Here is a 15,617-nt window from a genome sequence, read left to right as displayed (position 1 = left end):
GTGATGTTTTTACAGTCGTGCTTTCACCATTTGCGCATAGTCAGCGTCCGCTTGTTCAAGCTGCGTTAACATCCTTTGTTGGATGCTTTGATTGGCTTGACTCAATCCGCCTGCGATGTTGGTGGTCAGTTGTGCTTTTTGATCGGCACTCATGAGGCGGAACAGTTCACCTGCTTGGCTGAAATAATCATCCTTATCTTGGCTATAGGCTTGGATGTGAGCATCTGCTTCAATCGGCATGGGCGGTTCTGCCACTGCCGGTGTGGGTACGGGTGCACCTTCGTTTATCTGATCATTGGGATAGAAATTGACTGAACTGTTGGCATGGCCAGTGACTGGACAGGCTCCAGCCATGGCACCGTCTCTTTGGTAGTGGTTAACTGGGCATTTAGGTTGGTTCACCGGAATTTGGTTGTGGTTAACACCAACCCTGTAGCGGTGTGCGTCCTGGTAAGCAAACAACCTGCCTTGTAGCATCTTGTCTGGAGAGGCCCCAATGCCAGGTACAAAGTTACTTGGCGCAAAAGTGGCTTGTTCCGTTTCAGTAAAGTAGTTTTCCACATTTCGATTAAGCGCTAAGGTACCAATATCTTTCAATGGAAAATCTTTATGTGGCCATACTTTGGTCACATCAAATGGGTTGATGTGGTATTTTTGTGCTTCAGCTTCGGTCATGATTTGTAGCTGTACTGTCCATTTCGGGAAGTCGCCAGATTCAATGGCATTAACCAGGTCTGCTTGAGCGCCGTCAGCTGGGTGCTCATGTGCCTGTTCACTGCGGACAGTTTTGATGCCCTGTTGTGTTTTGAAATGCCACTTGATCCAAAAGCGTTCGCCTTGTTTGTTCCAAAAGCTGAAAGTGTGTGATCCAAAGCCATGCATGTGTCGGTAATTCAAAGGTATGCCACGGTCTGACATCAAAATGGTCATTTGATGCAGCGACTGCGGGTGATTGGCCCAGAATTCGAACATCGCAGCGGGGTCGGCTGTATTGGTTTTGGGGTTCTTTTTCTGTGAGTGAATAAAATCTGGAAACTTGATGGGATCGTTCAAAAAGAACACCGGTGTGTTGTTTCCGACCAAGTCAAAATTACCTTCTTTGGTATAGAATTTGATCGCAAAACCACGAGGATCGCGTGCATAGTCACTGGAGTCTTGGCCGCCACCGACTGTAGAAAACCTGACGAAGACTTCAGTTTGTTGACCAGATTCTTGTAGGAAGTCGGCAATGGTGTGGTCAGAAAGAGATTCTTCTAAAGTGAAAGTACCATAAGCGCCGGTGCCGCGTGCATGAACCACCCTTTCTGGAATGCGTTCTCGGTTGAAGTGAGCCAGTTTTTCAAAAAGATGAACATTGTTGAATGTCAATGCGCCCCTTTCACCTGCGCTGATGCTGTTATTGTCATCGGCTACAGGTGTTCCAGAACTGGTAGTTAACTGTGTTTTCATTGTTGATTTCCTGATTTTGTAAATTCAAGTTCCATGTTAAATATCGGCACATCATTTGTAAAACAGAATGATTCTATTGATACATTCGTAAAAACAGAACGGTCTAAAAAAGTATGTGGGATTTTTATCTAATTTTGCTTGAATTAAAAACCAACACCCTTATATGAAGCATCATCTGGTGATTGACGTGGGTCGATTGCTGCAAACTTAATCTTTATTTTTAATTTAAGGAGTTCGAAACATGAATATTCGTCCTTTACATGACCGCGTGATTGTTAAACGCGTTGAGAGTGAAACCACATCTCCAGGCGGTATTGTTTTACCTAATTCTGCCACTGAAAAACCTGTACAAGGTGAAGTGCTGGCTGTTGGAAACGGTCGCATTTTGGCTTCAGGTGAACAAAGACCTTTAGACGTTAAAGTCGGTGATAAAGTTTTGTTCGAAGAAAAATATGGTGTTAACGAAGTAACAGTTAGCGGTGAGAAATATGTCGTCATGAAAGAAGAAGACATCATTGGAATCGTTGAGTAACATCAACTATAAACAAAGGAGATTACTATGAGCGCTAAAGAAGTAAAATTTTCAGAAGACGCACGTGCCAAAATGGCTCGTGGTGTGAATGTATTGGCCAATGCCGTTAAAGTCACTTTAGGCCCTAAAGGTCGCAACGTGGTATTAGAAAAAAGTTTCGGTGCACCAACAGTAACCAAAGACGGTGTATCTGTTGCTAAAGAAATTGAATTAGAAGACAAGTTTGAGAACATGGGTGCTCAAATGGTTAAAGAAGTGGCGTCGCAAACTAACGACGTGGCCGGTGACGGTACAACCACTGCTACCATCTTGGCACAAGCTTTCGTTCGTGAAGGTTTGAAAGCCGTTGCTGCTGGCCGCAACCCAATGGACTTGAAACGTGGTATTGATTTGGCAGTTGCTACAGCAGTTGAAGCCATCAAAGCACAATCTACACCTTGTACTGATTCTAAAGCGATTGCTCAAGTGGGCACGATTTCTGCTAACTCTGATGCATCAGTCGGTGAAATCATTGCTGAAGCGATGGAAAAAGTGGGTAAAGAAGGTGTTATCACTGTAGAAGAAGGTTCAGGCTTAGGTAACGAGTTGGATGTTGTTGAAGGCATGCAGTTCGATCGTGGTTACTTGTCTCCTTATTTCGTAACGAATCAAGAGACGATGACTGCTGACTTAGATGATTCTTTCATCTTGTTACACGATAAAAAAATCTCAAACATCCGCGACTTGCTTCCAGTATTAGAAGCTGTTGCTAAAACAGGTAAGAAATTATTCATCATCGCAGAAGACATCGAAGGTGAAGCTTTGGCTACTTTGGTTGTTAACAACATGCGTGGTACGGTTAAAGTTTGTGCTGTTAAAGCACCTGGTTTCGGTGACCGCAGAAAAGCGATGTTGGAAGACATTGCTGTTTTGACTGGTGGTACTGTGATTTCTGAAGAAGTGGGCTTGCAATTAGACAAGGCCGGCATCGATGACTTGGGTTCTGCTAAACGCATCCAAGTGAACAAAGACAACACTACCATCATTGATGGCGCTGGTGAAGCAGCTGAAATTGAAGGCCGTGTTTCGCAAATCCGTGCTCAAATTGAAGAAGCTTCAAGTGACTATGACCGTGAAAAATTACAAGAGCGTGTGGCTAAATTGGCCGGCGGTGTTGCAGTGATTAAAGTCGGTGCTGCCACTGAAGTTGAGATGAAAGAGAAGAAAGACCGCGTTGATGATGCATTGCATTCAACACGTGCAGCTGTTGAAGAAGGTGTTGTACCTGGTGGCGGCGTGGCTTTGATCAGAGCACAAGCTGAAGTGAAAGGTTTGAAAGGTGCTAATGAAGACCAAAATGTCGGTATTGCTATCACATTGACTGCAATGGAAGAACCTTTGCGTCAAATCATCAACAACTGTGGTGAAGAAGCATCAGTGGTTGTCAATGAAGTGAAAAACGGTAAAGGTAATTACGGTTACAATGCCGGTACTGGCGAGTATGTTGACATGATTGCTGAAGGTGTTTTGGATCCTGCTAAAGTAACCAGAAGCGCTTTGCAAAACGCAGCTTCTGTAGCGGCTTTGATGATCACCACAGAGTGTATGGTTGCTGAATTACCTAAAGATGATGCAGCACCAATGCCTGATATGGGTGGCATGGGCGGTATGGGTGGTATGGGCGGCATGATGTAAATCATACCCCAGCTACTTTAAGCTATTAAAAAGCCCCAAGGTGGAAACGCCTTGGGGCTTTTTTAATTGTAATTTTTGTATTCGTGCTGCCTGGTGTTGCTGCCAATTAGTCAGTGAATTCTTGTAATTCTGATGGCAGCAGGTTTTTGGGGATATTTTGGTAGCACACAGGGCGCAAAAACCTTTGAATGGCAGTGGTGCCGACAGAGGTGGTGCCGACAAAGGTGCTGGCAGGATAGGGACCGCCATGAACCATGCTTTCTGCAACTTCAACACCGGTCGGAAAACCATTGGCTAATATTCTGCCTGCTTTTTGTTCTAGAATTTGTAGCAAGGGTTTGGCCATTTCATAGTCATGTTCAGTAATAAACAATGTACTGGTTAATTGTCCTTCGAGCGCATCTGCCGCTTTTAATGTTTCGGTATGATTCGCTGTTCTGACAATTAAGGCATAGGGCCCAAAAATTTCTTGATGCAATTCGGGTGAGTCAAACCATGTGGTGGCGGTGGTTGTGAACACATTGGGGTAGATGGCATCAACGGTAACTGTGGGGTTATAAACAGGTGTGACTCCTGACTTGTTTTTGATGTCTTGTGTGCTTTGAACAAAAGCGGTGGCGATGCCTTTTGTTAAGAGCTGGTTTGCGGTGCTGTTTTCTAGTTTGGTTTTTGCTGTTTCAATAAAAGCATCACCTGCTTCGCCTTGAGGGATGAATAGCAAGCCGGGTTTGGTGCAGAACTGTCCAACACCCAAGTTTAATGAATCAACCCAGCCGTTAGCAATTTCATGACAAGATTGTGCCAAGGCATCAGGTAGGATAAACACCGGGTTAAGTGACCCCATTTCGCCATAAAAAGGGATGGGAACCGGGCGTTGGTTACACAAGTCAAACAGGGCTCGGCCAGCTTTCAGTGAGCCAGTAAAGCCAACGGCAGAAATTTTAGGGTGTTTGACCAAATGTTGTGCGGCTTTAATGCCATCATCTTGAATCAGCGAGAAAATGCCTGGGTCCATGTCACACTGCTTAATCGCGGCAGATATGGCCTGGGCAACCAATTCAGATGTGGCCGGGTGCGCCGGATGGCCTTTGACCACCACAGGACAGCCCGCAGCCAATGCAGAAGCGGTGTCACCACCAGCAGTTGAAAAGGCCAAGGGGAAATTAGAGGCTCCAAAAACAGCTACAGGGCCGTAAGGTCGCAAGGTCTTTTTTAATTCAGGGCGAGGAATCGGGGTTCTTTCAGGTAGTGCTTTATCAACACTTGGCTGTAAATAATCACCTTGTTCTATGTATGAAGCAAACAATTCTAATTGCTGGGTTGTTCTTCCCCTTTCGCCAACCAATCGGGCTGACGGAAGGCCGGTTTCTTTACTGCAAACTGATGTGATTTCATCACCTCGGGCATTGATTTCTGATGCAATGGTGCGGAGTAACTTGGCTCGGTCTTTGGTACTGCTGAACCCAAAAGATTGAAAGGCTTGGCTGGCAGCTTCCGCAGCAAGGTTAACGATTGCAGTGTTAGCACGTTGAATGTTGTGGCCTGTTCCTTGGTGTGTTTCGGATTCAAAACTTGATGGGCCATTAACCCATTGGTCTTTTATTAAATGTTGTCCAGTTGTCATTTGAAGCTCCTGATAATAGGTTGGTTTGTCATTTTTTTTGGTTTATTTTTTTAAATTTGAGGGGGCTGACGCCGGTGGTTTTCTTGAATTGTTTGGTGAAAGCACTTTGGTCTGAATAGCCGACAGCAAAAGCGATGTCTAAAACAGAGTGGTTGGTATCAATTAACAGCTGACTGGCTTGAGACACCCGTGTTTTAATGAGCCACTTACCCGCACTGAGCCCATACGCCAATTTCATGCGGCGATCAAGCTGGTAATGGGACATGTTGGCCAGTTTGGCCATGGCTGTGATGGTTGGGCTCTTGTCCAAATTTTCTTCAACATATTTAACAGCAGCATGGATGTTACTGAATAAGTCATTGGTGGCGTCCGGTAGTTTCAAATCCTGAGAAATGCCGATCAAACCAGTGCAAGCGCCATGGTTGTCAGTTAATGGTATTTTTGTGGTTAAACACCAGCCCAACTCTTGCGATTGATAATTGTGCAACTCTAAATGTTGGATCAGGGGTTTTTTACTTTTCAAGACTTTGTTGTCTTGTTCAATGTACCTGTGGCCCAATTCTTCACCCAATACTTCTGCTGCATCCAGACCAATGATTTGACCCTTGCTTTGGGCCTCACATCGTTCAACTAAGGTTTGATTGACCACCAAGTAACGGCCACTTGAATCTTTGATGAAAAAAACAATGTCTGGCAGGTGGTCGAACAACTGTTCAGCAATTGAAGGATGTAATAACAAGCTTGAAACTTGCTCTGATGAAGTGATATTTTTCATATTGTGCCATAATTGAAGTTTTAACTAGAATATAAACACAGATTAAAAATAATCTGATACGTATTATAGACGGTGTTTTGTAATAAAAATCAAGCGTTTTTTAATTTTAATAATATGTCCAAAATTTAAGTGAGCACTTATGGCTGAATTTGATCTAGTTTTTAAAGGGTGTATGCCCGCATTGATGACACCTTGTAATGAAAATGGTGTTCCTGATTTTGAAGCCCTGTCGCAAATGGGTCAGTCTTTGGTTGAAAAAGGCATGACTGGGGTTGTTTATTGTGGCTCCATGGGTGATTGGCCTTTGTTAAGTATTGAGCAAAGACAACAGGGTGTTGAGGCATTGATTAATTCAGGCGTGCCTACTGTCGTCGGTACAGGTGCTCAAAACACAGCCGCAGCCGTGGCTTTGGCAGATCATGCAGCGCAAGTGGGGGCGCTGGGTTTGATGGTGATTCCTCGATTACTCTCCCGAGGAACTGTTGTCGCTGCCCAGCGAAACCATTTTTCAGCAGTGTTATCTGCTGCTCCAGACTTACCTGCTGTGATTTATAACAGTCCATATTATGGCTATGAAACCAAGGCGGATTTGTTTTTTGAGTTGAGGAAGAAGCATAAGAATTTGGTTGGCTTCAAAGAGTTTGGAGGCCAAGAAGCATTGAGCTATGCGGCTGAAAAAATCACATCGGGTGATCCCACTTTATCTCTGATGATTGGTGTTGATACACAAGTTGTACATGGCTTTGTCCGTTGTGGTGCTGTGGGTGCTATAACCGGTGTGGGTAATGCGCTGCCAGATGAGATTTTACATTTTTCTGAGTTGTGCAGGCTTGCCGCGACCGGTGATGCCCAAGCGATGCAATTCGCCAATGAATTAGACCAAGCTTTAACCGTATTATCACAATTTGATGAGGGACCTGATTTGGTACTTTATTATAAGTATTTGATGGTTTTGGCAGGTTACCCAGAATACCAGCACCATTTTAATGCTGATGATAAATTGAGTGATTCGCAGAAAGCTTTTATTACACAAGCATGGCATCAATTTAAAGCCTGGTGGCAAACCTGGCCGGGAAAAACGTATAACGGTAAGCATTGAATGAAAGTCATAGATTCACACACAGAAGGTGAACCAACACGTGTGGTTGTATCTGGCGGACCCGCTTTGGGCAGTGGTTCATTGAAAGAAAGGTTGGCGCAACTGGAGTCACATCATGATCACTTCAGGCAATCTGTGATATTAGAGCCCAGAGGCTCAGATGTGTTGGTCGGCGCTTTGTTGTGCCCGCCTGTAGATCAGCGTTGTGTCACAGGCGTTATATTTTTTAATAACACCGGCTACCTAGGGATGTGTGGGCATGGTGCATTGGGGGTTGCTAAAACTTTACAATATTTAGGGATGGCTCCAGAAAGTGAGGTGTTGATAGAAACCCCTGTGGGTGTGATTAAAATCACATTTGATTATGCCGAAGGTGCCACGATTGAAAATGTACCCAGTTATTTATTCAAAGCGGATGTTTGTCTTAATGTGAAAGGTCTTGGAGAAATTTCAGGCGATGTGGCTTGGGGGGGTAATTGGTTTTTTTTAACTGAACATGCACCTGTGGCTTTGGTGTTAGCAAATTGTCAGCAATTAACTGAGGCTGCAATACAAATCAAAAAAGCGCTTATGGAGGCTGGTGTTACCGGCATTGATGGTGCTGTTATTGACCATATTGAGTTTTTTTCTGGTGCCGAAAGTGAATCGGCTGACAGCAGGAATTTTGTTTTGTGTCCAGGCGGTGCATACGACCGCTCTCCATGTGGTACGGGGACCAGTGCTAAAATGGCTTGTTTAGCAGCAAAGAATCAATTACAACCCGGTGAAACATGGGTTCAAGAAAGCATCATTGGCAGTCGGTTTTATGGCAGCTATCAGTGGGGTGAAAAAGGCCAAGTGATTCCCAGTATCACGGGGCGGGCATACATATCAGCAGAATCTTCGTTGGTTTTTGAATCTGATGATCCGTTTCGGCATGGTATTTTTAGTGTATAGTCATTTGACTGGCTTTAGGTGGAAAAAGTTTTGAGTACAACAGGAAAGCAACAGTTTAATGCGCAGAAAGTCGTGGTTGTTGGCGGTGGAGTGATTGGTATTGCTACGGCGCATTATTTGATTCAGAAAGGTTTTGAAGTTACTGTCATTGAACAAAAAAGTGTGGGCAGTGGCAGTTCTTTTGGCAATTGTGGTTACATTTGTCCCAGTCATATGCTGCCCCTGGCTGAGCCTGGTATGGTGAAAAAAGGTTTGGTCTCTTTATTTAACAGCCAAGCCCCTTTTAAAATCAAGCCCCAATTTAGAATGGCATTGTATCGCTGGCTGTTTCAATTTGCCAAAAGGTGCAACCATAACGACATGATGGAAGGTGGTCGTCATTTAAAAGCCATCTTAGATGATTCTCGACAAGAGTATGAGTCGCTATTAAGCAATGGCTCGTTTGAAGCGCAATGGAAAAAGAGCGGGCTTTGCTATGTGATGCAGAGTGAAGGGGGGCTTAAAACGTTTGCTTCATTCAGTCAGTTACTCAGCGAACATTTCAATACCAAGGCTCAATATATACCAGGTGATGATTTACCTGCATTTGATCCTGCGTTAAAAAGTGGTTTAGCAGGTGGTTTTCATTTTCAGAATGACGCCTCATTGTCACCCCATGAGCTGGTTCACAATTGGTCAAAAAACCTGATTGAGTCAGGGTTGAATGTGATAGAAAACTGTCGGTTAACACAGGTCAACAAGGCTGGTAATCGGATAAACAGCATTTTGACATCTCAAGGTGAAATGGTTGCAGACTATTTTGTATTTGCAACGGGGGCTTGGAGCAGCCACTTGGCTTCAACACTGGGGTGTCATATACCCGTAGAGCCTTGCAAAGGTTTTTCAGTGACAGTCGATCGTCCGGAGGTTTGTCCCCAAGTACCTATGTTATTTACAGAGCACGGTGTGGGTGTGACACCATTCGATAAGACTTTGAGGCTGGGTTCTATGATTGAATTTTCAGGCTTTGATAGCCGAATTCCAAAGCCAAGAATTGATCAGCTTTTCAATTCAGCATCGCCCTACTTAAGATCAAACTTGAGCCGCAAGCATGAACAGGCTTGGTGCGGCTGGCGACCGATGACTTGGGACAGCTTACCTATCATAGGCTATGTTCCGGGCATGAAGAATTCATTGCTGGCTACTGGGCACAATATGTTGGGTATGACATTGGCACCCGCGACAGGAAAAATGGTGGCTTCTTTGGTGGCAGGAGAGTCTACTGACATAGATTCTAGTCCTTATTCAGCTGGTAGGTTTTAACAGTAAGACATGCTGTAAACGATAAAAGGACTGGCAAAATTACCTGTTTTGACAGCCCTTGAGGTTAAATTAATTGTTCATACTTTAGGGGCTTTCAAAGCCATTGTCGAATATCACATCATCAACAACTTCTTCATTTTGGATATATCTGGCCAGTAAGGTGACACCCGAAAAACTTTGTTCTCCAAAAACCCGGATGTAATTCCAGCCGCTGTTAACAGGGGACTCTAATATGGTTTGTTCCGTTCCGGGTTCATCTGACATGTGGTCATAATTGTTATGACTGGGCCACCCATCGAATTGGTGTAACAGTTTGGTTTCACCTGTGCCGTGTCTTAAAGTGACTTCTAACGTGACATTAACCAGCCCGCTGGGAACATATAAAGCAATTTGTTGTGAGTCTGGATCGACCGTATCTTCAAGACAGATGGCCACACCAGCACTGAGTGAATTATCATCACTCACTGGGTCACCTATTGCACAGGCATCAATCCCTGGTAGGTCTGTTCCTTGAACGTCATCAACATTGATGGGTTCGACAGGAGATTCGGGTCTGGTGTTGTCAATGGTACATCCATTGGACTGTACTTGAGGCAGCCAGGCATTGAACTCATTATTGAATGTTTCATTGGACACCCAAAGGTCGACCAAGTTGTTTCTATACGCTGAGTAGTTGCCCTGTTTGAATAGTGCTAACATGTCAAAAAACTCAGTATTACGTTCCTCAAACATAAAGCGTACGGCTAAGTAACCCCAGGTGTAAATGCGGTCTTGTCCGACACCATATTCATTGGTAAAAATGGTGCTCAAATCATAGGTGCCATTGGCCGCGGCTGTGGCTGCACCGGTGTTGCAATCTTTTCGTGAGATGTATTCGGCCACGCCTTCCCCGTACCAAACTGTGCGTCCTGCACCATTCACATCACCAAAGTCACCCTGAGTTATGAATCGACCATCCAAGTAATGCATGTATTCATGTCTGAGGTTCCAAATATCAAAAACAGGCCGTTCAGGTACGTCTTCATAAGCAAAGAATGTGGCTTGGTCACCGGGGGTGCTTGGGTCGCCTTCGAGGTATAAGCCGCCGTTGTTGGTGCTGGCTCCAAAAAGTGCATAGCCGTAAATGCGCCATTCGGTACTGTTGTTAAATACCACCATACGTAAATCATCATTGTCATCTGGTACAACGGGCGTGTTATTGGTCAATAAGGTGCTGTGAAAATAGGCTTCGTGTTGCCCTAAAGAATTACATGCCCAAGTTAATTGTTCGTGATTCATGTCTTGTGCCCAAAAAAACAAGGTGTTGGATGGGCAAACCATTCGGTCATTAAGTACAGCTGCAATGATGTCTTCTTTGGCATTACACAAGTTATACACGGCGCATTTTTGGAAATAATCAACGCCCGCCATGGCTTGTAAATAAGCACGCCTGCCTGTATCTGTTTTTAACGGGCCTAAATCATCGAATATCCTAGTTAACTGTAACTCAAGTTCAGGCCTCAATAGCTCAAAGTGTGGTTCTGCATATAAATCACCAACGTAGAAGTTAGATAGTTGAGCACCCAGATTGTGCAAATGAAAGTCGGCATCAGTACGATCAAGCCAAGCCATATTATCACTGATATAGTCACCAACTTTTTTGACTAAAGCGGCATTGTGTTCAGCAGCTCGACATGCTGCATCCCATGCACATTGGTTCATTGAGTCCCAAACCACAGTAGCAAAAACGCCAGCCCAGTCATCAATGGCATTGAATGAGGGGTCAAAATTATCCAGCATGTTATCGACCAATGGAATCATTTTATCACCAATTAAAGCGTTATTAATGTCTGCTACGGCATATGAAACCACTTTGGCATGTTCTGCTGTTTTGTCATAAAAATGCGCATTGTTAACGAGTGCGTTGATTGCATTCTTCGTCCACTCTTGGTTGTTTGTTGTTAAAAACTGCCTGTTCCCATAGTAATAAAAAGCTTTAATCCAATAATACATCGAGGTCATATAGCGCCCTGGATCGGTGCCGTCATAAGTGGCTGCTTGGGTGATGATTTCATCGGTCACAGTGGCAATGTTGGCTTCTGTAAAAGTGCCTATTCTGACTTGTTCAGAAGCGGCGCCAAATAAACGTTCAACGCAGTCATGCCCTTGAATGCTGATTTGGGTTAATAAATCACTGCCTGAAGTGATGAATGCATTGTCATCACAAGCGCCCAAACTTTCAGTGGTTTTGTTTTGTGGACTTTTGACTATTCTTAATGCGATGTGATTGATGTTTTTGGCATGTATGCCATGTTCAACTTTGGTATTGAATTTGTGGTTGATTCCATCGGCATGTTTTATAAGGCTTGCATCTGTGATGAGTTTATCAGGTGAAGTGTTCATCACTGACATACTGGTGCTGCTGATAACGCATAAGCCAAGTGACATGAGTGTCTTGATATTCATGGTGTCTATTCCTCTCTTTATATATTATTTTTATACAGTAAATATTTGTTGTCACATGGACAGGTGTTGTATTTACCAGTCACCAGTTTAGCTTTTTAATGCGTTAATAAATGGTCAGATAATACAATGTAAACTCGAATTAAAAACGATTTAGGATGGTTTTATTGGGGTTTAGCATAATTATTAATGGAAAGAAGGTGGTTTAGGCTTGTTATGTACTTTTGCTAATTCAGTGTTGGTAATGGGAAAAGTCGGTGGACTTAATGCGTGTTTAGACTTGAATTTTACGGCCACTGACCGCATGATAGGGGCTTTGAATCACCAGCCAATCACGTGTTAGACTCATCCAACCAATCTTGTACCTTGCCAGACATTGCTGCCGAAGAAAAAGCCAAAGTAGGAGGCCAATTACAGTGGGTCGGCATGAGCGACATGGAGATGCCGCTAAAACTTAATGCAGACACAGATATGCAAACCAGTATTGCCCAAGTGCGAGCTGAAGTGTCTTTGGATGATGTGGAGTCGCGTGGCATTCACATGTCACGTTTGTATTTGGCTTGTGATGAAGTGTTCACGGCTCAAGCCATTGATTTTGCTGTATTGCATTCATTAACCGATCGTTTTATCGAGACGCATAAAGACTTGAGCCAAAATGCTTTGATTGAAGTTGAATCAGAAGCTTTGTTGAGGCGCAATGCTTTGGTCAGCGAGTATGCTGGTTGGCGTGCCTATCCAATTAAATTGTCTGTGGTGAACTGTCAAAAAACAGGCCTGTCTAAATACCTCAGTTTTCAAGTAACTTATTCGAGTACCTGCCCATGTTCTGCGGCATTGGCTCGACAATTGATTCAAGATAATTTTGCTGATCACTTTGAAGGAGAGTCACTGGATAAAGAAGCGGTTTTGGCGTGGTTGGGTTCTGAGCAAGGCATCAATGCGACGCCACACTCCCAACGATCATCTGCTGTAATTAAAGTGAAATTACCAGGTTCGCAAAAAGAAGTGCCAGTAGAGCAGTTAATCAATGTGGTTGAAAACACATTGCAAACTGCTGTTCAAGCAGCTGTCAAACGGGCTGATGAACAAGCTTTTGCACTGAGAAACGGTCAGAATTTGATGTTTTGTGAAGATGCTGCGAGGCGAATTAAGCAAGCATTGATAAAATGTGAACTGGTTCAAACATTTCATTTAAGGGTCACTCACCATGAATCGCTACACCCACATGATGCTACTGCTGAAGCATACAGTGAATGAGCCTGAAAATAATTCATTTTTTTCTTGATATTCTTAATTTATACACAAGTTGACAGCCAAATGTCATGTAACAAGGGTTTAACTGTTTTTTGTTAAAACAAACATTATAATAAATCACTAAAGCACTGATATATAAAGAAATATTGAGTGTGGTTAAAAATTAACCATTTTGAGCTTGTGGTACTGCTGGCAACGATTTGAATCACTTAAACAGTGGTTATCAACAAAGTTATCCACAGGCTTTGTGGACAAGTTAAAAAGTCTTAACAAAACAAGCACTTAACAAATTTCGGCTTTTTGTCGGTCAGATTCTGTTATGATTTTGTTCCTGATTTTTTCATGACGCCTGAACAACTGTGAGCGATAAAACCGTATTACATATTGCTTTAAAAGTGCCTTTTGCGCCTTTTTTAGATTACTTGCTACCAGAGGGTTGTGAGCAACCACAAGTGGGCTGCCGGGTTTTGGTTAAATTAGGTGCGCGCACACCGGCAGTTGGTGTGGTGTTGGCTGTATCGAGTGACAGTGTTCATAAGCAGCTTAAACCCATAGATTCAGTATTGGACGCTTCTCCATTATTAAGTGCAAATATTTTGTCTTTGTTAAGAAAGGCTGCCAGTTATTACCACGCGCCATTAGGAGAAGTGGTTCATATGGCATTGCCAAAATGGTTCAGGCAAGTTAAAAACCAAGAAGTGCCCAAGCAATATTGGTGGAAGACCGTTGTTGATTGGGAAACGGCAGAGACGCAAACACAACGCTCAGAACACCAGCAGTCGGTCTTTAAATACTTGCAACAAAACCAACCACTGACCAGTAAAGAAATCACTCATATTTGCACCAATGCATCACATCAGTTGAAGCAGCTTGAGAAAAAAGGTTTGGTCACATCATCTGAGTTGTGTTTTCTTGACGGTGAGTCGTTAAGAACACCTGATTTTACGCTAACTGAAGACCAGACGGCAGCCATCAACTCAATCAATCATTCACAAGGGTTCAGAAGTTTTTTGCTGGATGGCATTACCGGTTCTGGAAAAACAGAAATTTATATCCGCCTGGTTCAAAAGCACATTGAACAGGGTGAACAGGTGTTGGTGTTGGTGCCTGAAATTGGTTTGACGCCTCAGTTGTTTAATGAAATCAGTGAGCGCATTACCGGTCGCATGGCTGTATTGCATTCTGGGTTGTCAGATGGCGCCAGAGCGAGGGTATGGCAACAGGCCAATTTGGGCCAAGTGGATGTGGTTGTTGCCACCCGTTCGGGTATCTTTACACCGTTCAAACAGCTGGGCATGATAGTTGTAGATGAAGAACATGATTTGAGTTATAAGCAGCAAGATGGCATCCGATATTCGGCTCGAGATTTGGCCTTGTTGCGCAGTCAATTGTCTGATGTGCCTGTGATATTGGGTTCGGCGACACCCAGCATGGAGTCATTGGCGCTGGCAATGAAAGGTCAGCACCAGTGGCTGAAATTACGCACCCGAACGAATCGCAAGCCATTACCACAAACCGTGGTGCAAAATACCACTCAACTGACGCTTAAAAATGGTTTAACCCACGACACCTTGGATCACATCAAGAGACATTTGTCACTGGGTCAACAGGTGTTGGTGTTTCTTAACCGCCGAGGTTGGTCACCTAAATGGTTGTGTCAAGATTGTGGATGGATTGCCAAATGTGATGATTGTGATGCCTATTTAACGTACCACAAGCACACCAACCGTTTGACTTGTCACCATTGTGAACGTCGCTACACTACCCCAGAATTTTGTCCAGACTGTGGATCACAAGAAACTGATGTGTTGGGTGTGGGAACGGAGCGCATTGAGGCGGGGTTAACTCAGTCATTGAAGGATGAAACCATTTTGCGGTTTGATCGTGACACCATTAAATCAGCTAAAGATTGGCAAACGAACTTAGATGTTGTCAGGCGAGGTGAGCCTTGTGTGATCGTTGGAACACAAATGTTGGCCAAAGGGCATGATTTCCCAAAATTATCTTTGGTGGTTGTGGTGAATGTGGATAACAGTTTTTATTCAACAGATTTCAGGGCCACTGAACATTTGGCGCAGTTGTTGATTCAAGTGTCTGGTCGCGCAGGCCGAGCGGACACACGGGGTGAAGTGATCATTCAAACCCAGAACCCCAGCCATGAGTTTTTTGGTTTGCTATTGAAGAAAGGGTATCAAACTTTTGCGCAAGAACAATTGCAGGAAAGAGAAGCCATGGCCTTTCCTCCTTACAGTCACATGGCCATCATTCATGCACAGCACCGCGATGAACTTGAATTGATGCAGCAGTTACAACCCGCGATTGTGATTCAGGATTCACACCCAGATGTCAGTGTTTTAGGACCATTGCCAGCGCCGATTCAACGCAAACAAAAAATGCACCGCATGCAAATCATCATCAATGCCAACAGCCGAAAAGCATTGCACCTGTATTTATTTGCAGTAAGAAAACAACTCCCAAGCCAGTTGCGATGGATTGTGGATGTTGACCCAATTTTGTTAGATTCTTGATT

At 43.8% G+C, this 15,617-nt stretch carries 11 protein-coding genes; 7 read left to right on the top strand and 4 right to left on the bottom strand.

The genetic code is table 11. The features are described 5' to 3' along the window. Window positions 1-9: 9 nt before the first annotated feature. Window positions 10-1,449 carry a catalase gene (locus tag FET73_RS05480; protein ID WP_154222896.1) on the bottom strand — a complete coding sequence of 480 codons (1,440 nt, stop codon included), beginning with the start codon at window positions 1,447-1,449 and terminating at the stop codon, window positions 10-12. Between the two features lie 241 nt (window positions 1,450-1,690). On the opposite strand from FET73_RS05480, the gene FET73_RS05475 reads away from it, so the two are divergent. Together FET73_RS05475 and groL are read left to right on the top strand one after the other, a co-directional pair. After that, window positions 1,691-1,981 carry a co-chaperone GroES gene (locus FET73_RS05475; protein ID WP_154222895.1) on the top strand — a complete coding sequence of 97 codons (291 nt, stop codon included), beginning with the start codon at window positions 1,691-1,693 and terminating at the stop codon, window positions 1,979-1,981. A gap of 27 nt (window positions 1,982-2,008) precedes the next feature. After that, a complete protein-coding gene (groL, locus tag FET73_RS05470) occupies window positions 2,009-3,655 on the top strand; it encodes a chaperonin GroEL (RefSeq protein ID WP_154222894.1) in 1,647 nt (548 codons plus the stop codon). Between the two features lie 106 nt (window positions 3,656-3,761). On the opposite strand, the gene FET73_RS05465 is transcribed toward groL, so the two are convergent. Then, window positions 3,762-5,279, bottom strand: coding sequence for an aldehyde dehydrogenase (NADP(+)) (locus FET73_RS05465; protein ID WP_154222893.1), 1,518 nt, complete (start codon window positions 5,277-5,279; stop codon window positions 3,762-3,764). Window positions 5,280-5,307: 28 nt separating this feature from the next. Further along, window positions 5,308-6,054 (bottom strand): AraC family transcriptional regulator, encoded by a 747-nt coding sequence (locus FET73_RS05460; protein WP_154222892.1) that lies wholly within the window; start codon window positions 6,052-6,054, stop codon window positions 5,308-5,310. A gap of 139 nt (window positions 6,055-6,193) precedes the next feature. Here FET73_RS05460 and FET73_RS05455 point away from each other — a divergent pair, with 139 nt between their 5' ends. The 3 genes from FET73_RS05455 to FET73_RS05445 are packed head-to-tail and all read left to right on the top strand — an operon-like array spanning window position 6,194 to window position 9,391. Next, the gene (locus FET73_RS05455; protein WP_154222891.1) at window positions 6,194-7,153 is read left to right on the top strand and encodes a dihydrodipicolinate synthase family protein; all 960 of its coding nucleotides are present in this window, start codon (window positions 6,194-6,196) and stop codon (window positions 7,151-7,153) included. Beyond that, window positions 7,154-8,089, top strand: coding sequence for a proline racemase family protein (locus FET73_RS05450; protein ID WP_154222890.1), 936 nt, complete (start codon window positions 7,154-7,156; stop codon window positions 8,087-8,089). 30 nt (window positions 8,090-8,119) lie between these two features. Beyond that, entirely contained in the window at window positions 8,120-9,391 is a 1,272-nt protein-coding gene (locus FET73_RS05445; protein WP_154222889.1) for an NAD(P)/FAD-dependent oxidoreductase, read from the top strand. Between the two features lie 84 nt (window positions 9,392-9,475). Here FET73_RS05445 and FET73_RS05440 read toward each other — a convergent pair whose 3' ends face one another. Beyond that, window positions 9,476-11,836 (bottom strand): collagenase, encoded by a 2,361-nt coding sequence (locus tag FET73_RS05440; protein WP_154222888.1) that lies wholly within the window; start codon window positions 11,834-11,836, stop codon window positions 9,476-9,478. A 333-nt stretch (window positions 11,837-12,169) separates the two neighbouring features. Between FET73_RS05440 and folE2 the strand changes: the two genes are divergently transcribed. Further along, entirely contained in the window at window positions 12,170-13,090 is a 921-nt protein-coding gene (gene folE2, locus FET73_RS05435; protein ID WP_179952116.1) for a GTP cyclohydrolase FolE2, read from the top strand. A gap of 356 nt (window positions 13,091-13,446) precedes the next feature. Continuing rightward, entirely contained in the window at window positions 13,447-15,615 is a 2,169-nt protein-coding gene (locus FET73_RS05430) for a primosomal protein N' (protein WP_154222887.1), read from the top strand. Window positions 15,616-15,617 lie beyond the last annotated feature (2 nt).

This window comes from Marinicella rhabdoformis (genome assembly GCF_009671245.1).
In the GTDB taxonomy this organism is placed as follows: Bacteria; Pseudomonadota; Gammaproteobacteria; order Xanthomonadales; family Marinicellaceae; genus Marinicella; species Marinicella rhabdoformis.
The sequence above is the reverse complement of the archived record's forward strand: the minus strand, read 5'-3'. Positions and strand labels throughout refer to the sequence as shown.

Excerpts from the sequence above, each read along its gene's own strand:
- FET73_RS05440 (WP_154222888.1), bottom strand. The coding sequence starts at position 11,836 with ATGAATATCAAGACACTCATGTCACTTGGCTTATGCGTTATCAGCAGC.
- FET73_RS05475 (WP_154222895.1), top strand. The coding sequence starts at position 1,691 with ATGAATATTCGTCCTTTACATGACCGCGTGATTGTTAAACGCGTTGAG.
- FET73_RS05465 (WP_154222893.1), bottom strand. The coding sequence starts at position 5,279 with ATGACAACTGGACAACATTTAATAAAAGACCAATGGGTTAATGGCCCA.
- FET73_RS05460 (WP_154222892.1), bottom strand. The coding sequence starts at position 6,054 with ATGAAAAATATCACTTCATCAGAGCAAGTTTCAAGCTTGTTATTACAT.
- FET73_RS05480 (WP_154222896.1), bottom strand. The coding sequence starts at position 1,449 with ATGAAAACACAGTTAACTACCAGTTCTGGAACACCTGTAGCCGATGAC.
- groL (WP_154222894.1), top strand. The coding sequence starts at position 2,009 with ATGAGCGCTAAAGAAGTAAAATTTTCAGAAGACGCACGTGCCAAAATG.
- FET73_RS05450 (WP_154222890.1), top strand. The coding sequence starts at position 7,154 with ATGAAAGTCATAGATTCACACACAGAAGGTGAACCAACACGTGTGGTT.
- FET73_RS05455 (WP_154222891.1), top strand. The coding sequence starts at position 6,194 with ATGGCTGAATTTGATCTAGTTTTTAAAGGGTGTATGCCCGCATTGATG.